General features: G+C 73.8%; 25 protein-coding genes. 18 read left to right on the plus strand and 7 right to left on the minus strand.

Annotation, left to right across the window (positions count from 1 at the left end; translation table 11 throughout):
* Window positions 1-15 precede the first annotated feature (15 nt).
* Together AB0C78_RS15935 and AB0C78_RS15940 are read left to right on the plus strand one after the other, a co-directional pair.
* Window positions 16-3,156 carry a BTAD domain-containing putative transcriptional regulator gene (locus tag AB0C78_RS15935; RefSeq protein ID WP_360747655.1) on the plus strand — a complete coding sequence of 1,047 codons (3,141 nt, stop codon included), beginning with the start codon at window positions 16-18 and terminating at the stop codon, window positions 3,154-3,156.
* A gap of 552 nt (window positions 3,157-3,708) precedes the next feature.
* The gene (locus AB0C78_RS15940) at window positions 3,709-4,638 is read left to right on the plus strand and encodes an alpha/beta hydrolase (RefSeq protein WP_360747658.1); all 930 of its coding nucleotides are present in this window, start codon (window positions 3,709-3,711) and stop codon (window positions 4,636-4,638) included.
* A gap of 52 nt (window positions 4,639-4,690) precedes the next feature.
* Here AB0C78_RS15940 and AB0C78_RS15945 read toward each other — a convergent pair whose 3' ends face one another.
* Both AB0C78_RS15945 and AB0C78_RS15950 read right to left on the minus strand, forming a co-directional pair.
* Window positions 4,691-5,911 (minus strand): helix-turn-helix domain-containing protein, encoded by a 1,221-nt coding sequence (locus AB0C78_RS15945; RefSeq protein WP_360747661.1) that lies wholly within the window; start codon window positions 5,909-5,911, stop codon window positions 4,691-4,693.
* Window positions 5,912-6,065: 154 nt separating this feature from the next.
* Window positions 6,066-6,497, minus strand: coding sequence for a MarR family transcriptional regulator (locus tag AB0C78_RS15950; protein ID WP_151539381.1), 432 nt, complete (start codon window positions 6,495-6,497; stop codon window positions 6,066-6,068).
* An 87-nt stretch (window positions 6,498-6,584) separates the two neighbouring features.
* Here AB0C78_RS15950 and AB0C78_RS15955 point away from each other — a divergent pair, with 87 nt between their 5' ends.
* From AB0C78_RS15955 to AB0C78_RS15965, 3 genes are all read left to right on the plus strand, one after another.
* Window positions 6,585-8,375, plus strand: coding sequence for an ABC transporter ATP-binding protein (locus tag AB0C78_RS15955; protein ID WP_360747666.1), 1,791 nt, complete (start codon window positions 6,585-6,587; stop codon window positions 8,373-8,375).
* Window positions 8,376-8,681: 306 nt separating this feature from the next.
* Complete coding sequence (locus AB0C78_RS15960; protein WP_151539379.1) at window positions 8,682-8,930, plus strand: hypothetical protein; 249 nt, start codon at window positions 8,682-8,684, stop codon at window positions 8,928-8,930.
* 11 nt (window positions 8,931-8,941) lie between these two features.
* Window positions 8,942-9,748: a hypothetical protein gene (locus AB0C78_RS15965; RefSeq protein WP_360747669.1), complete on the plus strand. Its 807-nt coding sequence runs from the start codon at window positions 8,942-8,944 to the stop codon at window positions 9,746-9,748.
* Between the two features lie 59 nt (window positions 9,749-9,807).
* Here the strand turns inward: AB0C78_RS15965 and AB0C78_RS15970 are convergent, their stop codons facing one another.
* Window positions 9,808-9,996, minus strand: a complete 189-nt coding sequence (locus AB0C78_RS15970) for a hypothetical protein (protein WP_151539377.1) — start codon at window positions 9,994-9,996, stop codon at window positions 9,808-9,810.
* Between the two features lie 71 nt (window positions 9,997-10,067).
* Here AB0C78_RS15970 and AB0C78_RS15975 point away from each other — a divergent pair, with 71 nt between their 5' ends.
* Entirely contained in the window at window positions 10,068-10,286 is a 219-nt protein-coding gene (locus AB0C78_RS15975) for a hypothetical protein (RefSeq protein ID WP_151539376.1), read from the plus strand.
* A gap of 5 nt (window positions 10,287-10,291) precedes the next feature.
* Here the strand turns inward: AB0C78_RS15975 and AB0C78_RS15980 are convergent, their stop codons facing one another.
* Window positions 10,292-11,506, minus strand: a complete 1,215-nt coding sequence (locus tag AB0C78_RS15980) for an MFS transporter (protein WP_360747672.1) — start codon at window positions 11,504-11,506, stop codon at window positions 10,292-10,294.
* 74 nt (window positions 11,507-11,580) lie between these two features.
* On the opposite strand from AB0C78_RS15980, the gene AB0C78_RS15985 reads away from it, so the two are divergent.
* Entirely contained in the window at window positions 11,581-11,937 is a 357-nt protein-coding gene (locus AB0C78_RS15985; RefSeq protein WP_360747675.1) for a DUF488 family protein, read from the plus strand.
* Window positions 11,938-12,022: 85 nt separating this feature from the next.
* A complete protein-coding gene (locus AB0C78_RS15990) occupies window positions 12,023-12,460 on the plus strand; it encodes a hypothetical protein (protein ID WP_360747678.1) in 438 nt (145 codons plus the stop codon).
* A 40-nt stretch (window positions 12,461-12,500) separates the two neighbouring features.
* On the opposite strand, the gene AB0C78_RS15995 is transcribed toward AB0C78_RS15990, so the two are convergent.
* Window positions 12,501-12,944 (minus strand): hypothetical protein, encoded by a 444-nt coding sequence (locus AB0C78_RS15995; RefSeq protein ID WP_360747681.1) that lies wholly within the window; start codon window positions 12,942-12,944, stop codon window positions 12,501-12,503.
* 128 nt (window positions 12,945-13,072) lie between these two features.
* Here AB0C78_RS15995 and AB0C78_RS16000 point away from each other — a divergent pair, with 128 nt between their 5' ends.
* The gene (locus AB0C78_RS16000) at window positions 13,073-14,395 is read left to right on the plus strand and encodes a HEAT repeat domain-containing protein (protein WP_360747684.1); all 1,323 of its coding nucleotides are present in this window, start codon (window positions 13,073-13,075) and stop codon (window positions 14,393-14,395) included.
* 59 nt (window positions 14,396-14,454) lie between these two features.
* Here the strand turns inward: AB0C78_RS16000 and AB0C78_RS16005 are convergent, their stop codons facing one another.
* Window positions 14,455-15,297, minus strand: coding sequence for a helix-turn-helix transcriptional regulator (locus AB0C78_RS16005; RefSeq protein ID WP_360747687.1), 843 nt, complete (start codon window positions 15,295-15,297; stop codon window positions 14,455-14,457).
* Window positions 15,298-15,398: 101 nt separating this feature from the next.
* Between AB0C78_RS16005 and AB0C78_RS16010 the strand changes: the two genes are divergently transcribed.
* From AB0C78_RS16010 to AB0C78_RS16030, 5 genes are all read left to right on the plus strand, one after another.
* Window positions 15,399-15,977, plus strand: a complete 579-nt coding sequence (locus AB0C78_RS16010; protein WP_360747690.1) for a YbhB/YbcL family Raf kinase inhibitor-like protein — start codon at window positions 15,399-15,401, stop codon at window positions 15,975-15,977.
* 82 nt (window positions 15,978-16,059) lie between these two features.
* A complete protein-coding gene (locus AB0C78_RS16015) occupies window positions 16,060-16,524 on the plus strand; it encodes a hypothetical protein (protein ID WP_360747693.1) in 465 nt (154 codons plus the stop codon).
* Window positions 16,521-16,835, plus strand: a complete 315-nt coding sequence (locus AB0C78_RS16020; RefSeq protein WP_360747696.1) for a hypothetical protein — start codon at window positions 16,521-16,523, stop codon at window positions 16,833-16,835. The genes AB0C78_RS16015 and AB0C78_RS16020 overlap by 4 nt, the downstream gene beginning before the upstream one ends.
* A gap of 46 nt (window positions 16,836-16,881) precedes the next feature.
* On the plus strand, window positions 16,882-17,415 hold the full coding sequence (locus tag AB0C78_RS16025; protein WP_360747699.1) for an HAD domain-containing protein: 534 nt from the start codon (window positions 16,882-16,884) through the stop codon (window positions 17,413-17,415).
* A 128-nt stretch (window positions 17,416-17,543) separates the two neighbouring features.
* Entirely contained in the window at window positions 17,544-18,068 is a 525-nt protein-coding gene (locus AB0C78_RS16030) for a VOC family protein (RefSeq protein WP_360747702.1), read from the plus strand.
* Window positions 18,069-18,077: 9 nt separating this feature from the next.
* Here the strand turns inward: AB0C78_RS16030 and AB0C78_RS16035 are convergent, their stop codons facing one another.
* On the minus strand, window positions 18,078-19,187 hold the full coding sequence (locus AB0C78_RS16035) for a serine hydrolase (RefSeq protein WP_360747705.1): 1,110 nt from the start codon (window positions 19,185-19,187) through the stop codon (window positions 18,078-18,080).
* Window positions 19,188-19,349: 162 nt separating this feature from the next.
* Between AB0C78_RS16035 and AB0C78_RS16040 the strand changes: the two genes are divergently transcribed.
* The 4 genes from AB0C78_RS16040 to AB0C78_RS16055 all read left to right on the plus strand — a co-directional run bounded on the left by AB0C78_RS16040 (window position 19,350) and on the right by AB0C78_RS16055 (window position 23,154).
* Window positions 19,350-20,126 (plus strand): DNA-formamidopyrimidine glycosylase family protein, encoded by a 777-nt coding sequence (locus tag AB0C78_RS16040; protein WP_360747708.1) that lies wholly within the window; start codon window positions 19,350-19,352, stop codon window positions 20,124-20,126.
* A 223-nt stretch (window positions 20,127-20,349) separates the two neighbouring features.
* Window positions 20,350-21,432, plus strand: coding sequence for a cobalt transporter CbiM (gene cbiM, locus AB0C78_RS16045; protein ID WP_360747817.1), 1,083 nt, complete (start codon window positions 20,350-20,352; stop codon window positions 21,430-21,432).
* Window positions 21,429-22,373, plus strand: a complete 945-nt coding sequence (gene cbiQ / locus AB0C78_RS16050; protein ID WP_360747711.1) for a cobalt ECF transporter T component CbiQ — start codon at window positions 21,429-21,431, stop codon at window positions 22,371-22,373. The genes cbiM and cbiQ overlap by 4 nt, the downstream gene beginning before the upstream one ends.
* A complete protein-coding gene (locus AB0C78_RS16055) occupies window positions 22,363-23,154 on the plus strand; it encodes an ABC transporter ATP-binding protein (protein WP_151539366.1) in 792 nt (263 codons plus the stop codon). The genes cbiQ and AB0C78_RS16055 overlap by 11 nt, the downstream gene beginning before the upstream one ends.
* The last annotated feature ends 24 nt before the right edge of the window (window positions 23,155-23,178 follow it).

Raw genomic sequence — 23,178 nt, forward strand, 5'->3', positions numbered from 1 at the left:
TCGGGAGTGACGGACATGCGCACCGAGCGCGGGTCTGACCGGGAGCGCGAGCACGTCCGGATCGTCGTGCTCGGCCGGGTCGGCGTGGAGCGCGCCGGCCGGCGGACGCTGCCCTCCTCCGGCATCGCCCGCGCGCTGCTCGGCGCGCTCGCCCTCGCCTCGCTCGCCGGGCTGTCCGGCCTCGGCGACGACACGCTCAAGTCGCTGCTGTGGGGCGCCCGCGAGACCGTCATCTCCGACTCGACGCTGGCCGTCGCCGTCTACCGGCTGCGCCGCTGGCTGACCGAGACGGCGGGGCCGGGCGTCGAGGTCGTCCGCACCACCAACGGGTACGCGCTGGAGCTGCCGGGCGCCGACATCGACGCGGCCGCGTTCCGCCGCGCGGTCGCCGACGCGGCCATGCTGCCGGCCGGCCGGCGCGCCGGCGCGCTGGAGCGCGCGCTCGGGCTGTGGCGGGGCCGCGCGCTGGAGGACGTCTCGCCCGACTCCGTCGACCAGGCCGCCGTCGACCGGCTGGAACGCGAGCGCGTCGAGGCGACGATGGAGCACGCCCGGACGGTGCTCGCCGCGGGTTCGCCCGAGCGCGCGCTGCCGCACCTGAGCCCGCTGGTGCGCGCCCACCCGCTCGACGAGCAGCTCCTCACCGTCTGGATCGAGGTGCTCGCGTCGTGCGGGCGGCAGGCCGAAGCGCTGGAGGCCTACGAGGAGGCGCGGGTCCGGCTGCTCGACCAGCTCGGCGTCGACCCCGGGCCCGAGCTGCGCGACGCCCACGTCCGCGTGCTGCGCCAGGAGACCGCCGGCGCCCCGGGCCCCGCCGAACCACTGCGAGACGAGCCCGACGACGGCGCCGACGCCGAGGCCGACGCGGGCCGGGACGGCGACCGCGTCCCCCCGGAACGGCCGAGCCAGCTACCGCCCGCCGTACCCGACTTCACCGGCCGCGGCGACCAGATCGACAGCATGCTCGCGCTGCTGACCGCCGGCGACGGCAACGAGCCCGTGTCGGTGTCGGCCGTCGCCGGGATGGGCGGGATCGGCAAGACGACCCTCGCCGTGCACATCGCGCACCGCATCCGCGACGCCTTCCCCGACGGCCAGCTCTTCGTGGACCTGCGCGGCGCCGAACGCGACCCCGCCGACCCCGCCGAGGTCCTCGGCCGGTTCCTGCGCGCACTCGGCGTCAACGCCGCCGCCGTCCCGGAGAGCCCCGGCGAGCGCGCCGCGCTGTACCGCAGCCTCCTCGCCGACCGGCGCATCCTCGTCGTCCTCGACAACGCCGCCGACGAGACGCAGGTCGAGCCGCTGCTGCCGGGCGGGCGGCTGTCCCGCGCCGTCATCACCAGCCGCACCCGGCTCACCGCGCTGCCCGGCGCCCGCCTCATCGAGCTGGACGTGCTGACCCCCGCGCAGGCCGTCGACCTGCTCGTGCACATCGTCGGCCGGGACCGGCTCGCCGCCGAGCCGGAGGCCGCCGCGGAGCTCGCCCGCATGTGCGGGCACCTGCCGCTCGCGCTGCGCGTCGCCGGCGCCCGCCTCGCCGCGAAGGCGCACTGGAGCATCGCCGGGTTCGTCCGCCGGATGCGCGAGCAGGGCCGGCTGGACGAGCTGACGCAGCGCGGCCTCAGCGTCCGCACCACCCTGCACCTCAGCTACCGGGGGCTCGGCGCCGACGCGCGGCGGCTGTACCGGCTGCTCGGCCTCCTCGACGCCCCCGACTTCGCCTGCTGGACCGCCGCCGCGCTGCTGGACCGCCCGCCCGCCGAGGTCGCCGAGCTGCTGGAGACGCTCGTCGACGCCCAGCTCCTCGACGCGCAGCTCCGTACCGCGCAGGGGCGGCCCGCGATGCCCGGCGCGGTCCGCTACCGGTTCCACGACCTCGTCCGCGACCACGCCCGCGAGCTGTGCCTGGAGCAGGACGGCCCGGACGAGCGCACCGAGGCGCTGCGCCGCGCCCTCGGCGGCCTGCTGGGGCTCACCGACCGGGTCGTCGAGCTGGTCACCGGCGGCGGCGACTGCCTCGCCGCGGGCCGCGCCGTCCGGTACCCGCTGGACGAGGCGGTCGTGGAGCGGACGCTCGCGCAGGCCCCCGACTGGTTCGAGGACGAGCGGTTCGGGCTCACCACCGCGGTCCGGCAGGCCGCCCGGCTCGGCGAGGACGGGCTGGCCTGGGAGATCGCGGTCCGCTCGTCCATCCTGTTCCAGCCCGCGCACTACACCGACGACTGGCAGCAGGTCGTCGCGGACGCGCTGCCGGTCGTGCGGGCGGCGGGCGACCTGCGCGGCGAGGCGGCGCTGCTGGAACGCACGACGGAGCTCGCGTGCGCGCGCCGCGACTACGACCGGGCGCTGCGGTCCGTCCGGGAGGCGCTGCGGCTGTTCGAGGAGACCGAGAACCCGCACGGCACCGCGCTCGCGCTCCGCCAGCTCGCGACCGTGCACCGGATGACGGGCCGGTTCGGCGACGCCGAGGCCGACGGCCGGCGGGCCCGCGAGCTGTTCCAGCGCGTCGGCGACGTCGCGGGCGAGTCGCACGCCGTCCTGGTGATCGGCTGCGCGCAGTACGAGCGCGGCGACGCCGGCGACGCGCTCGGCGTGCTCACCATGGCGCGGGACCTGGCGCGCCGCGCCCGCTACACCGGCGTCGAGCTGCAGGCGGTGTACTGGATCGGGCAGGCGCTGCTCGCCCTCGGCCGCCCCGGCGAGGCGCAGCCGCTGTTCGAGCACATCGACGAGGCGGGCACCGCGGCGGGCAGCCGGCTCGTCGGCATGTACGCCGCGCACGGCCTCGGCTGCACCAGCTTCGCGCTCGGCCGCACCGAGGAGGCCGAGCGGTCGCTGCGGCTGGCGCTGCGGCTCGCCGAGGAGCGCGGCGACCCGCTGATGCGCGCGCGCATCATGTACGTGCTCGGCGACCTGTACTGGGATCGCGGTGACCTCCTCACGGCGCGGCGGCTGCTCGAGCGCGCGCTGGCGCTGGCGACCGGGGTGTCGGTGCCGCTCTGGCGGGCCAAATGCCTCTTCCTGCTCGGTGCCCTCCTTCAGGTGTCCGGCGAGGACGCCGGCGACGCGGGCGACCCGCGCCGCGAGGCGCTGGAGATCTTCGGCGCGCTCGGCGTCCCGACCGAGGACGGGACGGCCGCGCACCTGCTGTGGTGACGGCGGCCTGCGGACCCACCCCCGTGCGGCCCGCCGGCCCGCCGGCCGATCGCCCGGCCGGTCTCCCGGCCGATCTCCACGCGGCAACGGTAGGCGGGGCCGATTACACCTCGCTTACATCCCGCTCCGCGCCCGAACCGATCGTGCGGGACGGGAGTCCGTGCGCGCGAGAGAGAGGCGGTCAATGCGGAGCGTGGTCCGTTCGTCGCACACAGTGCACCGTTCGTCGACGGGCACGGTTGAAGCCTCGAACGGCGGGCGAGGGGCTCGCTACCGTCTTCTCATCCGCCGGGCGCCCCGCGCCGAAGCCGCTTCGGGGGGAGCGGCCGTCCCCAGTGCGCGTATCGGGCCGGCCCGCGGAACGGGGGGAGAGGGGTCACTCTGGGGGGAGTGGCCCCTCTCCGTTGCCCCCGCGTTTGTAACTTCGCTATAAGCGCCCCGAATTCAAGGCGTCGCCGCTTAAGCAGCGCCCGGCGGCCGGGCGGCCCACAATTCTGGCACCCGCGGACACCCCCCCGCCGCGGTTCCGTCCAGTGAAGGGCACGCCCCCCGATGCACAGGAAACTCGCGCATTCGTTCCGGCTCCTCTCCGCCGCCTCCCTCATCGCCGCGGGCGCGGCACTGGCCCCGCCCGCGAGCGCCGCTGGGCCGGCCAAACCCGCGACCGCCGATCGCGCGGCGGCCGTGCAGCGCGCCGCCGACAATCCGTACCAGCGCGGCCCCGCGCCGACCGAGGCGAGCATCACCGCGGAGAAGGGCCCGTTCGCCATCGAGACGATCCCCGTTCCGGCGGGCAGCGGCACCGGATTCAACAAGGGCACCGTCTACGCGCCCACCGACACGAGCCAGGGCACGTTCGGCGCCATCGTCGTCTCGCCGGGCTTCGTCTCCCCCGAGGCGTGGATCTCCTGGTACGGGCCGCGGCTGGCCTCGCAGGGCTTCGTCGTCATGACGCTGGAGACCAACAGCCTCCTCGACATCCCCGCCTCGCGCGGCGACCAGCTGCTCGCCGCCCTCGACTGGCTGACGGGCAAGAGCAGCGTCAAGAACCGCATCGACGCGTCCCGCACCGCCGTCATGGGCCATTCCATGGGCGGCGGCGGGACGCTCGAAGCCGCGAACAAGCGGCCGTCCCTCAAGGCCGACATCCCGCTCGCGCCGTGGGACACCAACTACAGCTTCCCCAACATCAGGACCCCGACCCTGATCATGGGCGCGGACAACGACTTCATCGCGCCCGCGTCGTCGATGGCCGAGTCGTACTACAACAACGTCAAGACGGCGCCGGAAAAGGCGTACCTGCTGCTGAAGAACGCCGGCCACATGACATTCGTGTCGCCGAACACCACCATCGCGAAGTACTCCATCGCGTGGATGAAGCGGTTCGTCGACAATGATGCCCGCTACGACCAGTTCCTCTGCCCGGCGCCGAAGCCCGACGCGAACATCGCCAAATACCTCGACACCTGCCCGAACGGCTGACCCCGCCCTGGGACGGCGGCGGCGGCGTCGACGGCGCCGCCGCCGTTCCGCGTCACGCGGGCGAGAGGCGCCGGTCCCCGGAGTCCAGCCGGACGAGGTGGTGCAGCAGGAGCAGCAGCTCGATCCGCCGGTCCGGGTCCAGCATCGCGCCGCCGAGGATCTCCTCCAGCCGCCGGATCCGGTACCGGACGGTCTGCTCGTGCACGAGGAGCCGCTCCGCCGCCGCCACCGCGTTGTCGCGGCACTCCATGTAGGTCAGCAGCGTGCGCGTCAGCGCGTCCCGGCGGTGCGGCGCCAGCTCCATCAGCCGCCCGAGCCGGGCGCCGAGCGCCACGTCCAGCAGCTCCTCGCTCTGCGCCGCGACCAGCGTCGGCAGGTGGTCCAGGCAGCGCAGCGGCTCCTTGCCCGGCAGGGCGCCGCGCTCGATCAGCGCGAGGCCGCGCCGGGCCCAGCGCAGCGACAGCGCCGCCCCCGCCGGCGGGACGGTCGGCCCGATCGCCGCCGCCCGCGTCCCCTTCACCGCCGCCGGCAGCCGGTCCCGGCCGGGACCGTCCGGGTCCGGGCAGATCAGGTAGGGGTCCGCGGCGTCCCAGTCGGCGAGGAACGCGGGCGGCAGCACCGGGGCCGGCCCGCCGGGCGCCGGGCGGAACGCGACGACCGCGAGCGTCCGCGGCACCTGCCAGCCCGCCTCCCCGGCGAGCTCGCCGATCGCCGCGTCGCTGGCCGGCGGGTCCATGACCAGCAGGTCGCGCAGCCGCCGCCGGAACCGCTCCCGCTCGCCCGCGAGCTCGCCCTGCGCCCGCGCGTACCCCTGCCCGGCCGCGGCGGCGATCCGCTCCAGGAACACGAACAGCGACTCGGTGATCTTGCCGAGCACCTCCAGCGACCAGCCGAGCCGCCGCGCGTCCTTGATGAACCGGCGGCACGCGACCTGCCCGCCGACCCGGATCGCGGTCTGCAGCCCGTCCAGGCTGCGGCCCTGGCGGGCCTCGTACGCGCCGATGCCCTCGAAGATGCCGGTGACCGTGCCCCAGTCGATGTCGGGCCGGCCGATCGCGTCGACGAACTGCCGGACGGTCTGCTCGACGGCCCACCGCATCCGGCGCCCGTAGCGGCTCTCCGGCGGCCGCGCGTACTCGGGGACGAGCCCCTGGATCTCGCCGACCATCTCGATCGCGGCGGCCTCCAGGTACGGCCGGAGCGGCTCGGCGAGGCCGGCGGGCACGCCGGAGAGCGGGAAGTCCGGGGCGGCGGGATCGACGGACCGGCTCAAGGCACCCTCCTGGAACTCGCGAACCCCCGATGCCACTGGGCCTTCCAGGGTCCGCCGGTCCCACCCGGCGACGCTAGGCAGAGCCGAGAAGGATCCGCCCGCCCCGATTGTCAGCCCGCTGACAGCGGGACGGGCCTCCGGCGGGCCCGGCCGGCTAGCGGTGCGTGTGCGGTTCGGCGGCGGCGTCCACGACGGTGAGGAGTTCGCGGAGGGTCTCGCGCTGCGCGTCCGACAGGGGCGACAGCACCTCGCGGGCGGCCTCGCGGCGGGTCCCGGCGATGCGCGCGCGGACGGCGCGGCCCTCGTCCGTCGGGCGGACGAGCAGCGACCGGCGGTTGGCCGGGTCGGGCTCGCGGGTGACGAGGCCGTCCGCCTCCAGGGCGTCCACCAGCGTCGTCGCCGAGCGGGGGACGATGTCGAGGCGGCGGGCGAGGTCGGTCATCCGCAGCGGGCCGTCGGTGCCGACGATCACCCGGAGCGCGCGCGACTGGGCGGGGGTGAGGCCGAGCGGCGCGAGCCGCTCGACCTGGTGCCGGCGGATCCGCTTGGCCGCCTTCAGGAACAGGTCGGCCAGATCGTTCTCCATGGATCCGAGCTTAGCTCATAGTTGTACGGAAATAATTATGAGCTAACCTCAGTTACGTCGAGGGTCATCCCCCGGAAGGAGCCGCCCATGGCGAAGGACCCCACCGCCCTCAAGGACAAGGACCCCACCGCCCCCACCGATCGCGGGCGCATCCTGCGCCTGTTCGTCCCGTACCGCGCCCGGCTCGCCGCCGTCGCGCTGCTCGTCGGCCTGTCCGCGCTCGTCTCGCTGGCCTCGCCGTTCATGCTCCGGCACATCCTGGACGTCGCGCTGCCGCAGCACCGCACCGGGCTGCTGTCCGCGCTCGCCCTCGGCATGATCGCGATCTCGGTCGCGACCAGCGTGTTCTCCGTCCTGCAGACCTACATCTCCACCGGCGTCGGGCAGCGCGTCATGCACGACCTGCGCACCGCCGTCTACGCGCACCTGCAGCGGATGCCGCTCGCGTTCTTCACCCGGACCCGCACCGGCGAGGTCCAGTCGCGGATCGCCAACGACATCGGCGGCATGCAGTCCACCGTCACCACCACCGTCACCTCGCTCGTCTCCAACTTCACCTCCGTGACCGCGACCGCCATCGCGATGCTCGCCCTCGACTGGCGGCTCACCCTCGTCACGATGGTCACGCTCCCGTTCTTCGTCTGGATCAGCCGCCGCGTCGGCGCCGAGCGCCGGAAGATCACCTCCCGGCGGCAGCGGCAGCTCGCCGCGATGTCGGCGATCGTCGAGGAGTCGCTGTCGGTCAGCGGCATCCTGCTCGGCCGCACCATGGGCCGCTCGCCCGCCCTCACCGACCGGTTCGCGGGCGAGTCCCGCGACCTCGCCGACCTGGAGATCCGCGCCAGCATGGCCGGGCGGTGGCGGCAGTCCACGATCCAGATCGTCATGGCGGCGATGCCCGCCCTCACCTACTGGGCCGCCGGCCTCACCGTCTCGCAGGGCCACCCGCTCGTGTCGATCGGCACCCTCGTCGCGTTCACCACGCTGCAGACCAGCCTGTTCCGGCCGACCGTCCAGCTGCTCCAGACCGCGGTGGACGTGCAGAGCTCCATGTCGCTGTTCCGGCGGATCTTCGAGTACCTCGACCTCGAACCCGGCCTGGAGGAGCCGGCCTCGCCGCGCCCGCTGCCGCGCGCCCGCGGCCACGTCCGGTTCGAGGACGTCGGCTTCTCCTACGACGCGGACTCCGACGCGCTCACCGGCATCGACCTCGACGTCCCCGCCGGCACGTCCCTCGCCGTCGTCGGCGAGACCGGATCCGGCAAGACCACCCTCAGCTACCTGGTGCCTCGGCTGTACGACGCCACGTCCGGGCGCGTCACCATCGACGGCGTCGACGTGCGGGACCTGTCGTTCGCCGACCTGTCCGCCGCCGTCGGCGTCGTCTCACAGGAGACGTACCTGTTCCACGCGTCCGTCGCCGACAACCTGCGGTTCGCCAAGCCCGACGCCACCGACGCCGAGCTGCACGCCGCGGCCCGCGCCGCGCAGATCCACGACCACATCGCCGGCCTGCTCGACGGCTACGACACCGTCGTCGGCGAGCGCGGCTACCGGTTCTCCGGCGGCGAGAAGCAGCGCCTCGCCCTCGCCCGGACGATCCTGCGCAACCCGCCGATCCTCGTCCTGGACGAGGCGACCAGCGCCCTCGACACCCAGACCGAGCACGCCGTCCAGCAGGCCGTCGACGCGCTCGCCGAGGGCCGCACCACCATCACCATCGCGCACCGGCTCTCGACCGTCCGGGACGCCGACCAGATCGTCGTCCTCGACCACGGGCGCGTCGCCGAGCGCGGCACCCACGCCGAGCTGCTCGCCGCCGGCGGCCTCTACGCCGCGCTGGTCTCCCGCGACGAGGACCTGACCCCCGCCGCCTGACCCCCGCCGCCCGACTCCGCCGCCTGACCCCTGCCGCCCGACCGCCGCCGTACGCCGCCGGTCCGGTCGCGGCGCCGCGCGCCGGAAAAGGCGATCTCCCCGCCGCCGCCCAACCGGAATTCTTGGCAAAGGAATCCACATCATCGGCCAAAAGGAACCGGATTACCGGGCAATGGCGAGAAGATCGGTGAGGCCGATGGGACGGTTCCGGCGGACTGTCGCGATGACCCTTTTCCGCGATCCCGCGCGAAAAACTTGACGCGTCGGAGGTCGACTTCCGCGGCACGCTGCGGAATGGTCTCCCGCATGGATTCCCGAATTCGAACCTCCACCGCCGCCGGCCCCACCGGGTGGCTCCTCACCTTTCTCGGCGCGCGGGAACAGGGCGTGCGCCCGCACAGCGGCCTCGCGGCGGGTCCCGCGGAATGGCTGCTGGTCTTCCTCGAGGTCGAGCGCGCGGAGCTGGCCGCCCGGCAGCGCCCCGCGGCCGTCCCGCACCGCTCCGGCCGGACCGAGGAGCACCCGTTCGGCCGCATGAACGCCCGCAGCGCATAGAGACGAAGGTCATGATCATCGAGATGTTCCTCGCCGCCCTGATCGGCGGCGCGATCGGAGTCGCCGAACTCGTCGCCCGCTACCGCGACAAGCCCGTCGCGGCGCTGCTGTCCCCGGGCGGCCTGCTGTTCGCCCTGGTCAACACCGGCGCGTCCGTGGTCGCGCTGATCGCGGTCACCGCCGCCGGCTGGCGGTTCGGGCTGCCCTACACGATGCCGCCGACCGCGCTGCTGGTCGTGCACGTGATCGCCGCCGGGCTCGGGTCCGCGGCCGTGCTGCGCATGTCGTTCGCCCCGGCGCAGACCTCGACGCCGGGCACCGGGCCGATCGCGCTGCTCAACGGGATCCTGCGGATCGCCGACGGGGAGCTGGAGCGCAAGCGCGCCCTCAGCCGGCTCTCCCACAACGACCTCGCGGACCTGTCGTTCGAGCGCGACCACGCCGCGCTCGCCGAGCTCTGCTGCCACCTGCTGCGCGAGTTCGACCTCGCCGAGGCGCAGCGGCTCGGCGGGCTCGCCGCCGAGCTCAGCGCCCGCGACGACCTCACCGACGCCGACAAGCTGGACTGCTGGGGCCTGGAGCTGACCCGGCTGGTCGGCGAGCGGGCGCTGCGGCAGGCCGCCCGCCGGCTGCGCGACCGGCCGCAGGAGGAGCGCCGCGCCGCCGAGGACGAGCGGCTCGCGTCGGTCGCGGCCGAGCCGGACCCGCCGGCCGAGCCCGCGTCCGTCCCGCCGCCCCGGCCGCCGCTCGGCAAGACCTCCCGGCTCGCCCCGCACGCGAACGGCCGGAGCGAACGCAAATCGTTCAGCGATGTCTGACGCTCGGTGAGAACCGGTGTGCCCCTCGCCCGGGGCACACCGGTATTTCATTGCCCGCGCTATTTCGGCCGGGGGATCGGCGGCGCCGTTTCGCCCCGCTCTTCCAGCACCGCGGCGATACGGTGCAGCGCCTCCGCCATCGAGATCATCGCCTGCACCTGCGCGGCCGCCATGAGATTCGCCGGCGACGGGTCCGCGGCCTGCGCCTCAGCAGCCGCGTCGCACGCTTGCTGGCTCCACCAATGCACCCGCCGATCCTATTCGAACCGACCATTCCGCACCGGCCGCCGCGCGGTCGCAACCGAAAGGCCCGAATTCCGTGAGCGCCCTCCCGCCCGCCCCGCGTCCCGGCCGGCCGAACGTCCCGCACCCGCGCTGGACCGGCAAGCCGCTCCGCCGCCTCACCGCCGGCGAGCTCGCCGAGGCCCTGGAGTACCTGGAGCGGCACCGGCCGGACGACGACGTCCTCGGCCGCGCCCTGGCCGGGGAGTTCGCCCGCCGCACCGCCGCCGAGCACCACGCCTTCCACTTCGACTGACCCCGTCAGGCCGCCTCCGGGACGGGCTGGGGCCGCGAGGACCCGGTGCGGCGTGCGAGAAGCGGGACGCACAGGAAGATGGACGTCCCCATGACCGCGAAGTACGGCGCCGTCCCGGCGTCCAGCAGGAACCCGCCCGCGACCGGCCCCAGGAAGAACCCCAGCTGCCGCACCTCCGACAGCCCGAAGTACGCGCCCTTCAGCTCGTCGGACGCCATCTCGTGGACGGCCATGTCCGGCATCGGCAGTAGGACGCCCTCGCCGACCGTCCAGAACACGATGCCCGCGTACAGCCAGGCGAGGCCGGCGGGGCTCGCCCAGAAGCAGCCGAACGCCAGCGTGAAGCCCGCCGCGCCCGCCCAGACCATCGTGGTGCGGCCGAGGCGGCCGGACACGCGGTCGATCGGGAGCTGGAACAGCAGGGCCAGGACGGCGTTGGTGATGAACAGCGCCGCGAAGTAGCCCTCGGCGCGGTCGCCGTACCGGCCCTTCATGTAGAGCGGGATCATCGACTCCAGCTGCGAGAACACGAAGAACACCAGGACGCCGCCGGCGACCACCGCGAGGAGCCGCCGGTCCCGCAGCGTCGCGCCGAGCGCCTGGAGCGTGGATGGGGCGGACGCGTCGCCGTCCCCGCTCGCCGGGCGAAGCGCCGCGAGCTCCCGGTTGCGCACCAGGACGAGGAGCAGGTAGGCGAGGTAGAAGGCCGCCGGGACGGCGAAGAACGCGACGGCGCCGACGTGGTACAGGACACCGCCGATCGCGGGCCCGGCGATCGCCCCGGCGCACAGCGTCATGTACCGGATCCGGAAGATCCGCCCCTCCTCGTCGGCGGCATGGGACAGCAGCTTCTTCGCGCCCGGCTCCACCAGCAGGCGCGCCGCGCCCAGCATCAGGAACAGCGCGACGATCGCGGCGGGGGCGCGCGCGGCGGCCAGCAGCCCGTACACGGCGACGTGGAGGACGAGCCCGGCCCGCATCAGCGGCACCGCGCCGAGGCGGTCGACGAGCACGCCGCCCGCGAGGCCGCCGAACGCGGCGGTGAGCGCGACGGCGCCGACCACGGCGCCGACGGCCGGCTTGCCGAGCCCGGTGTGCTCGCTCATGTAGAGGGGCGCGAAGGGCATGGCGGCGAAGAAGGCCACCGAGTTCAGCAGCGCGCCGCCTTCCAGCAGCCGCTGCGCCGGCGTCAGCCGCCACAGCGGCGTCCGGGCGCTCATGGCCCCGATTGTGCGCGGGGGGTCCGACATTTCCCGGGGCTCATGGCGGGCGGGTAGCGGGTATGAACGGGCTCATGGGACGTGACGTGAGGGTGCGCCGGGTCTACGACGGCGCCACGGACGGGGACGGGGAGCGGGTCCTGGTGGACCGCGTGTGGCCGCGCGGCCTGTCGAAGGAGAAGGCCCGTCTGGACCGGTGGGAGAAGGACGTCGCGCCGTCCACCGAGCTGCGCAAGTGGTACGGGCACGACGTGGACAGGTTCGAGGAGTTCCGGCGCCGCTACGGCGCCGAGCTGGAGGACCCCGAGCGCGCCGCGGCCCTCGACCGCCTGCGCGGCGACGCCGATCCGGGCCCGTTGACGCTGCTCACGGCCACGAAGGACGTCGACCACAGCCAGGCCGCCGTGCTCGCGGACATCCTCGGCTCCTGACGCCCCGCGCCGGCGTCGCTACTCGCCGGTAACTGAGTATCAGCGCCCATGTGCCCGGACGGTCCGGTGCGGCATCGTGGCGGGCATGAGCGATCGCACGCCCCTCCTCGGCCCCGTCCTCGGCCGCCGCCTGGTCGTCGCGGCCCGCGCCGTCCTGTGGGCGCAGGCGGCGCTGCTCGTCTCCGCCGGGGCGGCGATGGTCGCGTACGGGGAGGCGGCGACCGGCGCCGAGGCCCGCGTGGGCGCCGCGATGATGTTCCTGGCCGTCTACCCGTTCGCGCTGGCCGCCGCGGCCGTCGCGCTGGCCGCCGCGTTCCGCGGCCGGCGGGCGAGCACGCGCGGCTGCGTCGCCGGGTACGAGGCGTTCCTCCTGCTGGTTGCCGGGCCGTTCGTCAACCACCCGTCGCCCGGCGTCGCCGCGCTCGGCCTCTGCTCCATCCTGACCACCGCGTTCGTCATCGCCGTCATGGCGTCGCCCGCCGGTGCCGCGCACTTCGCCGCCCACCGGCACTTGAGCGCGTGAGAAGGGGGGCGTCCCGGAGGACGCCGCCCTTCCGGCGGGGTCAGCGGGTCGCGAGGCCGAGGGCGCGGAAGGTGACCCGCTGGTCGAACCAGAGCAGCTCGACGGTCGCGGCGGCCATGGCTCCGGCGAGCGCGAGGTGCGCGGCGGTCCCGGTCACGTCGGCGCCGACAGCGCCGAGGACGACGTGCAGCCCGATCCGCAGCGCGATCAGCCCGAACGCGATCATGCGGGTGCGGCCGTCCTTCAGCATCGCCTTGACGAGCTTGATCCGGCGGCGCAGCACCGTCAGGCCGAGGACCGCGTTCACCGCCGCGATCCCGGCGACGACCATCCACGCCGAATGCCACGCGTGGCAGATGTCGTACGCCGCGCCGAGCACGCCCTCGAAGGCGAAGAACCAGATCGGGAGCGGCTTGATCGCGTCCAGCCCGTCCTGCCGGGCGGGCTCCGCGGCGGCCTGCCGGCGGGTGAGGGTGGCGTTCATGTCCGCTCCTTCGGGTGCGTGTCCTTCTGACACCCCGATCGTGCCGCCCGCGCCGGAACGGCGGCAGAGCCGTTCCGCGCACCTTCGGCCGGGACAAATGTCCTAGACCACCGATACCGTCGGGGCGCGTGAGCATCGAGGAACTGATGCGGCGGCTCGCCGCCAAGGAGACGCAGCGGGCGGCGGCCGACGAGCTGGTGGCGCTCGGCGAGCCCGCCGTCCGGCCCGTCCTGGACGCGCTGTGCGACGAGGAGTCGCCGGTCGAGTGGTCCACCAGCGCCACGATTCTGCGGCGCATCGGGCGTCCCGCCCTGGAACCGCTGATGGAGGCGATGGCCGCGGCGCCGACGCACGAGGTCGCGCGGCGCGCCGGCTGGGCGTACAGCGGGCTGGAGATCGACGACCTGGCGGCGTTCGAGCCCGGCCTGCGGCACCCGAGCCCCAAGGTGCGGAGCGACACCGCCTACGTCATGCAGCTCAAGGGCGAGCGGGCGCTCCCGTACGCGCCGCGCCTCATCGAGATGCTCGCCGACCCCGACGACGACGTCCGGCAGCGCGCGCAATGGGCGCTGGACGAGCTCGGCCCGGAGGTCGTGCCGCTGCTCCGGGAGGTCCGGCGGTCCCGCACGGCCGGCCGGCTGCGCCGCCCCGCCCTCGTCGCGCTCGCGTCCGCGGGCGGCCCCGAGGCGCTGGACGAGCGCGACCTCGCCCTCGTGCGCCGGCTCGTCCGGATCAAGATGCGGGACGAGGTCCCCGAGCCGATGCACCTGGACGGCTCATGGTTCGCGCTGCCCACCGGCGACCAGGACGCCGTCCTCGACGCGTTCGGCCTCTCCGACCCCGAGCCGGTCACGATGCGGATGGGCGCGGCGGCCTGGGGCCAGGAGCACCACGGCTGGGGCTGGATCGACAGCCACCGCATGTACGTCACGCCCCGCTTCGACGGCTGGACGCTGGTGTTCGGCTGCCCCGGGGATGACGACGACGACACCGAGCTGCGCGACACCGTCCTCGCCTGGTGCGAGCGGCTGAGCGCCCGCTTCGGCGCCGCGCACTGGTACGGGACGAGCTGCGGCGACGGCTGGACGGCGTGGTGCATCGCCGAGCAGGGGCGCGTCGTCCGGTACTACGACGCCTTCGAGGAGGACGACCAGGTCGGCACCGGCCACCCCGCCGAGGACGGCTACCTGCTCCCGCACGAGGACGGGTTCCCCGACGACGCCTTCGACGGCGTCGACACGTCCGATTCCGAGGCGTTCCGCGCCCGCTACGAGCAGGTCAAGGCGGAGCTCGGCATCCCGGACACCTGCGAGGCGCCGGAGATCGCGGCCCGCGCGTCCGTCGACCCGTCCGCGCTCGGACCGGGCACGCGGGTCGAGGGCCACGGCGTCCTCGCCCTGACCGCCACGGGCCGCGAGGAGGGCCACCCGCGCGGCGCCCTCCCGATCTAGCGCGCGCCCTCCCGATCGAGCGCGCGGCCGCGACGAGCGCGCGGCCGCGGCGGGCGCGGTCAGCCGGCGCTGGCCAGCGCGGTGGCGTGCGCCGTTACCAGGGTGCGCAGCGCCCGCTCGGTCGCCTCGTCCGCCGGGGTGAGGACGAAGAGCCGCTGGTCGGAGCCGTCCAGCGCGGCGAGCATGTCGTAGGCGACCGTCATCGTGCCGGCCGTCGCGTGCCGGATCCGCTTCGTGCCCGTCGACCGCTCGTGGACGTGCTGGTCGTCCCACCACGCCGCGAACTCGCGGCTCGCCGCCCGCAGCTCGGCGATCAGCTCGGCGAGGTGCGCGTCGTCCGGGTGCCGGGCCTGGTTGACGCGCAGGTTGCCGACCATCTCGGCGGCGAACGCCGCCCAGTCGAGGTTCGTCTCGCGGGTCTCCGGATCCAGGAACAGCATGCGGGCCGTGTTGCCGAGCCGCCCGTGGCCGAACTTCGGGCCGAACAGCGCGGCCGCCGCCGCGTTGCGGCCCAGGATGTCGAACCGGAAGTCCACCACGTAGGCGGGCAGCAGCGGCATCCCGTCGAGGACGGCACGCAGGCTCCCGCCGAGCGGCGCCGGGACGTGCTGCGGCGGCGGCGCCTCGCCGCGCGCGATGAGGTGCAGGTGGACGCGCTCTGCCGGGGACAGCAGCAGCGCCGCCGCGATGCCGTCCAGCACCCCCGACCCGGGCGTCCCGACCCGGCCCTGCTCCAGCCGGACGTACCAGTCGACGCTCACCGCCGCGAGCTCGGCGACCTCCTGCCGGCGCAGGCCGGGCGTGCGGCGGCGGCCCAGGTCGGGAAGCCCCACGTCCGCCGGGCGGACCCGTTCCCGCGCGGCCCGCAGGAAGGCCGCCAGTTCGCCGCGTCGTGCCGTCATCGTCCCAGGATGGCGCATTCCGGGCCGGTGAGGGTGGCACTCCGCGTACCAGGATGCGGACGACCTGTACCAGTCTCCGAGACGCCGGGATCGTTGCGGCCATGAGGAAACGAGCCATCGCCGCCCTGACCGCCGCCGTCACCGCCGCGTCCGTGACCGCCGCGTCCGCCCAGACCGTCCCCGCCTTCGGGTACCACAAGGTGCGCACCGCGGTCCCGAAAGAGGCCGCGCACTTCCGCGTCACCAGCCCCGACCTGGCCCACGGCACGTTCCCCGCCGCCTCGTACGCCGACGCGTTCGGCTGCACCGGCGGGAACGTCCCGCCCCGGCTGTCCTGGTCCGGCGCCCCCGCCGGCACGCGGAGCTTCGCCGTCACCATGTTCGACCCCGACGCACCCACCGGCAGCGGCTTCTGGCATTGGTCGGTGCGCGACCTGCCCGCCACCGCCACGTCCGTCCCGGCCGGCGCCGCCGCGGGCGCCAACGACGCCGGGACCACCGGCTACCTGGGCCCCTGCCCGCCCGCCGGGGACCGTCCGCACCACTACGAGATCACCGTGCTGGCCCTGGACGTCCCGGACGCCGGCGTCCCCGCCACCGCGAGCCCGGCCCTGGCGTCCTTCGCCCTGGGCTCCCACGTGATCGCCTACGCCCGCCTGACCGCCACCGCCACCTCGTGATCCGCGCGATGCCCGCAGGTCTCGGTTACTTGACGCTCAACCGCAAGTAGCTGAGACTGGGCGGACCCGCACGGGAGGCCACTTGGACGGGACACGGACGCGCGGCGCCTCGACCGCGACCCACACCGCGCTCTACCGGCAGCTCCTCGCCGAGATCGAGGGGCGGTTCCTCGCCCCGCTTGACGCGTTGCTCGGCGGCGACGCGTCGCTCGCCGCCCTGCGCCGCCGGGTCGACGCGGACGCGCAGACGTGGGCGGCGCAGATCCTCGGCCCCGACCAGGCCCTCGCCCGGTCCGCCGCGCTCCGTGCGCTGGCGGTCGTCCAGCCGTCCGACCCGGATCCGTCCTGGTGGCGGACGCCGTTCGGGGAGGCCGTCGTCCGGCTGGTCGGCCACCCCGCCCGCGCCTCGGTCAGCCGCTCGGTCGCCGGCGCCATGCTCGGCATCACCCGCCAGGGCGTCCAGGACCTGGTCAACCGCGGCAAGCTCGCCCGCCACCCGGACGGCGGCGTCTCCGTCGCGTCCATCCGCGACCGCGCCGCCCGGTGAACTTCCTCGACGTCCTCGACGCGGAGGCGCGGCGCGCACCGTCCGCCCGCCTGCACGCGTTCCCCCTGCCCGCCGCATGCGCGGGCCCGTCCACCGGCACCGCCCTCTGGGCCGCCTTCCACCTCGCCGCGAAAATGCGCCGCGAGCATCGCCGCGGCGCCATAGCCACCCTGATCTGCGACGACGGCGCCCTCTACAAGAACACCTACTACAACGATTCCTGGCTGGCCACCAAAGCCCTGAACCCGGCCCCCTACCAAGCCGTCTACCCCCACTACCTCAAAACCGCAGAGCTCAGAACCCCCGAATGACCGAGACGCTGCGAAGAACGCACTGCCCGTACGACATGATCCGCCCATGACATGGGGCATAGGCGGAATCCCGCGCCCGGACAGCCGACCCTCGGCGAAGCCGGTGTTGTACCTGGACATCGACGGCGTCCTGAACCCGGAGGCGCCCAGCCGTCCGGAGAAATTCACCGAGCACCGCATCGGCCGCATCACCGTCCGCCTTTCGGGCGAGCACGCCGAATGGCTGGCGGAGCTGGGGGAGTGTTACGAGCTGGTCTGGGCGAGCACTTGGGAGGAGCACGCCAACACCTACATCGGCCCTCTTCTCGGGCTGCCTGAGCTGCCCTATGTGGCGTTGACGGCCTACAGGTACCGGCCCGACGATCCGAGGTTGCCGGTGACGCAGCTCCCGCGGATGCGGAAATGGGCGCCGATTCTCCGGCACGCGGACGGGCGCCGCTTCGCCTGGCTGGACGACGTCATCCCGTTCAGGGCCCGGCGCCAGGCGTGGCCTCATCGCGGCATCCGCCTCGTTCCCGTCTCTCCCGCCGAGGGGCTGCGACGACGGCATGTCGACGGGTTGCTCGCCTGGCGGGGGTGAACCGCGGGGTGCCGGGCGTGGGATGGGGCCCGATCGCGGGAGGATGCTCGTTTTTTTGACATTGTGGACATAAGCCGCTGGCTGGCATGGAATGGGGGCATCGCCGTCGATGGTGAATGGAGACGTCCATGCCCGGGATCACGCAGCGTTCGACGAGGGAACCCGCGGTGAAGACGCGGTTCCTGTCCCACGGAACGCTCAAGATCACCGATGTCGCCGCCAGCCGCCGGTTCTACGAGGAGGTCCTCGGGCTGGAGGTCGTCCAGCCGATGAAGGCGGCGCTCTACATTCGCCTCGGTGGCGACCACACGTATGTGTGTGTGGAATCGAAACCGGACCGGCCGGATATGCCGCTGCTGTATCACAATGGCCTGGACGTGGGCAGCGATGAGGAAGTGGACGAGGCGTACCGGGCCATCAGCGAGGTCGCGGACGAGTACGGCGTCAAGGAGCTGAACAAGCCGGTGCGGCAGCACGGCGTGTACTCGTTCTACCTCAAGGACCTGGACGGGAACTGGTGGGAGATCGGGCATCTGCCTCCCGGCGGGTACCGGTTCCGGTTCGCCGATCCGCGCAACGACCTGACCGGGCGCACCGACCTGACGGCGGCGGAGATCAAGGACGTGTTCGTCAATCCGCACGTGGAGGAGTGACCGGCGGGCTCAGCGGGTGCGGGCGACCTCGGCGGCGACGGCGCGGAAGGCGGGCAGGGTCTCGCCCTCGTCCGGGTTGAGGAACGTGCTCTTGACGATCACGACGTGGTACTTCGTCGAGACGTAGATGAGCTGGCCGCCGAGGCCGCTGGCGTAGTAGCCGTCGGTGCCGTCGATCCACCAGCCGAGCCCGTAGGACGGGCTGACGCCGGACGGGGTGCCCACCTGCGCCACCCAGGACGCCGGGACGACGCCGCGCCCGCCGTCCAGCATGAGCTTGCCCATGCGGGCGAAGTCGCGGTCGGTGGCGTAGATGCAGCAGTAGCCGAGGGCGTCGCCGTGGGAGTCGTTGCCGACGTAGGCGGTGGCGGCCATGCCGCCGGGGCCCCAGATCTTGTCCTGGAGGTACCGGTAGTACGGCTGGCCTGTGGCCCGCTGGAGGACGAGCGCGAGCACGGCGGTGTTCAGGCTCGTGTAGTTGAACTGGGTGCCCTGGTCGACGGCCTTGGTGCGGGTCGCGGCGAACTGGAGCGTGCTGTAGAGGCCGAGGCTGACGCCGACGTGCAGCGGGACGTCGTCGACGGTCTCGTTCCAGGCGATCCCGGACGCCATCCGGAGCAGGTTGCGGATCGTCACGGACCCGTAGGCGGTGTTCGCGAGCTCGGGGACGTAGGCGCCGGCGGTGTCGTCGATCGAGCGGATCCTGCCTTCACCGAGGGCGACGCCGATCGCGTCGGCGGTGTAGGACTTGGCCATCGACCAGGACTGGAACAGCGAGTCCTTGGAGTAGCCGGGCGCGTACCACTCGTCGACGATCTTGCTGCCGTCCAGGACGACGAAGCCCTGCGCGGCGCGGTTCAGGTAGTCCCGCACCGTGTGCGTCTGGCCGTTGTAGGTGTAGGTGACCTTGCCGAGGTCGTGCGGGTCGCTGGTCAGCTCGACGGGGTTCGCGGACGGGGTGAGCGGGTCGAAGTTGGGCAGCTTCGCCGCTTCGAGGGCGGCCGCGGTGGACGGCGAGACGGGCGGTCCGGGCGGTCCGGGCGTGGCGAGCGCGGGGGCGGCGGTGAGGCCGAGGGTGAGGGCGGTGGCGAGCGCGACGGCGGCGGGCCTGCGGCGCATGGGGGCTCCCGGGGGGTGGGGTGGTCGGGCATGCGACGTCGAATCGAATAGCGATCGTTTCGGATTCGGCCTACCGAAACGTAACCTCGCGCGGAAGCCCCGGGCTATGGCCAACGGTGACAAACCGGGGCGCGGAACGCGCACACCGGGTAGGGGGACGGCATGCCGGAGCTGCCCGATGTCGAGGGGTTCCGCCGGGTGCTCGCCGAGCACGCCGGCGACCGGATCCGGTCCGTCGAGGTGCGCGACGCCGGGGTGCTGCGCGGGGTGGACGCGCGGCGGCTGGAGCGCGCGCTGCGCGGGCACCGGTTCGAGGAGCCGCGCAGGCAGGGCAAATGGCTGATCGCGCCCGCCGAGGGCCCGGTGCTGATCCTCCATTTCGGGATGACCGGATCGCTGTCGTGGCATCCGGCGGGCGAGCCGGAACACCGGTACGACCGGGTCGTGTGGCGTCTCGACGGCGGTGAGCTGCGCTTCCGCGACATGCGCAAGCTCCAGGGCGTCCGCCTCGCCCGGGACGAGCGGGACGCGGAACGCCGGCTCGCGGACCTCGGCCCGGACGCGCTGGACCTGTCCCGCGACGACCTCGCCGGGCTGCTGGCGAAGCGCCGCGGGCGGCTCAAGTCCGCGCTGACGGACCAGTCGGTGATCGCGGGGCTCGGCAACCTGCTGGCCGACGAGATCTGCTGGCGGGCCCGGATCGACCCGCTGCGGCAGGCCCGTGACCTGGACGAGGACGAGATCAAGGCGCTGCACAGGGCGATGCGGGACGTCCTGCGGGCGTCGATCAAGGCGGAGCGGGTGCCGCCCCGCCGCACCTGGCTGACCGGGGCCCGCGACGACCCCGAGGGTACCTGCCCGCGCTGCGGGACGCGGCTGTCGCGGCGGCGTGCGTCCGGCCGGATGACCGTGTGGTGCCGCCACTGCCAGCCCGCCTGAACACCGAGCGTCCGAGCGTCCGAGCGTCCGGGAGCCTGGGCGGCGGGGCGTGAGCGGCGCAGGGTGAGCGGCCGGGGCGGGCGGCAGGGGGCCGCGTGGCCAAAGGGTCGCAGTGGGCTTACCTGGCGGGGCAGTTGTGGCCGGGTGTCCCGGGTTCGACTAACTTATTGCGAGAAGGTGGCAACTGCGGCTTCTATGCGCCGTTGAGCGTGAGTGGGTGGGCATGCACATTCCGGACGGATACCTCAGTCCGCAGACCTGCGCGGTGGGCTACGTCATCGCCGTGCCGGCCTGGGCGGTCGCGGTCCGCCGCGTGCAGCGGGTGGTCCGCAACCGGCACGTGCCGACGCTGGCGGTGCTGGCCGCCGTCAGCTTCCTGGTGATGATGTTCAACATCCCGATCCCGGACGGCACCACCGCGCACGCGATCGGCGCCACGATCATCGCGATCTTGCTGGGGCCGTGGGCGGCGGTGCTGGCGGTCAGCGTGGCGCTGGGCTTCCAGGCCCTGCTGTTCGGCGACGGCGGCGTCCTGGCGTTCGGCTTCAACTGCGCGAACATGGCCGTCCTCGCGCCGTTCGTCGGGTACGGGGTGTACAAGCTGATCGCCGGGCGGTCCGAGCTGACCGCGCCGCGCCGGGCCCTCGCCGCGGCCGCGGGCGGGTACGCGGGGATCAACGCGGCGGCGTTCGCGGCGGCGATCGAGTTCGGCGTCCAGCCCGACCTGTTCCACAACGCGGCGGGCGCGCCGCTGTACGCGCCGTACCACTTGGACCAGACGATCCCCGCGATGATGCTGGCGCACCTGACCATCGCGGGCATCGCCGAGGGCATCCTGACCGGCGGCGTCGTCGCGTACCTGCAGCGCGCCAACGTCCCGCTGCTGCGCGTCAACCACGCCGGGGTCGCCGCGCCCGGCGAGAAGGCCGCGGGGCCGCGCCGCGTCCGGCCGCTGCACGTCGCGCTCGGCGCGGTCGCGGTCATGGCCGTGCTGACCCCGCTCGGGCTGCTCGCGCCCGGCGGCGCGTTCGGCGAGGACGCCCCCGAGGACCTCGACCTGCACAAGTACGGCCTGTCGGCGGTGCCGAGCGGGCTGAACAAGTACAACGGCTTCTGGCACCACGCGCTGTTCAACGGCTACGACTTCACCTCGGACGCGCACCCGACGATCGGCTACATCGTCTCCGCCGTGGTCGGGATCGCGATCGTCGGCGCCGCGATCTTCCTGATCACGATGGCGGTCCGCTGGGTCGCCGCGCGGCGCGGCGCGTCCCGCGCCACCGCGCCGGGGGAGGTGCGGTCGTGAGCGAGCAGGCGGCCGTCTCCGAGCGGGTGCAGGTGCCGCAGTGGCTGCTGCAGCCGGAGCTGGGGATGTGCCCGTGCGGGTGCGTCGGCAAGCGGAAGAAGGGCAGCTACCTGCGCAAGACGCTGAACGGCGGCGCGGGGCTGCTGCGCCAGGTGATGTTCAGCGACGACACGGCGCGGCAGGACGGCCTCCTCCAGCGGATCGACCCGCGGGTGAAGTTCCTGTCGGTGATCGTGCTGCTGGTCGCGGCCGGGCTCGCCCGCAACATCCCGACGCTCGTCGCCGTGTACGCGGTGACGCTGGCGCTCGCCGCCGCGTCCCGGCTGCCGGTCGGGTTCTTCATCAAGCGGGTCTGGCTGTTCGTGCCGATCTTCACCGGGATCATGGTGCTGCCCGCGACGCTGTCGGTCGTGACGCACGGGGACGTCGTCCTGACGCTGTGGCACTGGCACGGGCACGCGCAGGGGTTCACCAGCCAGGGCCTGACGTCCGCGGGCCTGATCGTCAGCCGGGTCGCGGTGTCGATCTCGCTGGTGGTGCTGCTGACCCTGACGACGCCGTGGGTGCGGCTGCTCGCGGCGCTGCGCTCGGTCGGCGTCCCGCGGATCTTCATCCTGATCATCGGGATGGCGTACCGGTACATCTTCCTGCTGCTCAACACCGTCACCGACATGTACCAGGCGCGGACGTCCCGTACCATCGGGGCGGCCAAGCACGACGGCGGCGCCCGCGCCTTCCTCGGCGCCAGCGGCGGCGCGCTGTTCGGCAAGGCGAACCAACTCTCGGAAGAGGTGCACCAGGCGATGACGGCGCGCGGCTACCGCGGCGACGCCAAGACCCTCCAGTCGTTCCGGCTGAAGGGCCTCGACATCGCCGCCGCCCTCTGCTGCGCCGCGCTCGCCGCGGCGATTCTCATCGGGGACCACGTTCTTGGAAGCTGAAGCGGCACCGCAGACCCTCGCCACGGACGTCACGTTCGAATGCCGTGATGTGAGCTACTCCTACCTCGACCGGTATCCGGCGCTGGACGGGGTGTCGCTGACGGTCCGGCCCGGCGAGCGCGTCGCGCTGCTCGGCGCCAACGGCTGCGGCAAGTCGACGCTGCTCAAGCTGCTCGACGGGCTGGTCTTCCCGAGCTCCGGCGCGTTCACCGCGTTCGGGCATCCGGTCACCGAGGACACCCTGGAGGACGAGCAGTTCTCGCAGGCGTTCCGGTCCCGGGTCGGGTTCGTGTTCCAGAACTCCGACGCGCAGGTGTTCTCCCCGAACGTCCGCGAGGAGATCGCGTTCGGCCCGCTCCAGCTCGGGCTGGCCCCGGACGAGGCGTCCGCGCGGGTCGACGAGGTGATCGCGATGCTGGACATCGCGGCGCTGGCGGACCGGGCGCCGTTCCAGCTGTCCGGCGGGCAGAAGAAGCGCGTCGCGATCGCGTCGGTGCTGGCCACGAACCCCGAGGTGCTGCTGTTCGACGAGCCGACCGCGGCGCTCGACCCTCGCTCGCAGTACTGGCTCACCGACCTGATCGAGCAGCTCGGCGCGGCCGGGAAGACGATCGTGCACGCGACCCACGACCTCGACGTGCTGCCCCGCATCGCCGACCGCTGCGTGGTGTTCTCCGAGGAGCACCGGATCGTCGCGGAGGGCGCCCCGGAGGAGATCCTCGCCGACCGCGAGCTGCTCCTGTCGGTCAACCTCATCCATCCCGGCTCCCGCCTCCCCTAGCCCGCCACACGCCTCCCACCTGGG

Origin of the sequence: Actinomadura sp. NPDC048394 (assembly GCF_040651755.1) — a bacterium.
Lineage (GTDB): Bacteria > Actinomycetota > Actinomycetes > Streptosporangiales > Streptosporangiaceae > Spirillospora > Spirillospora montaniterrae.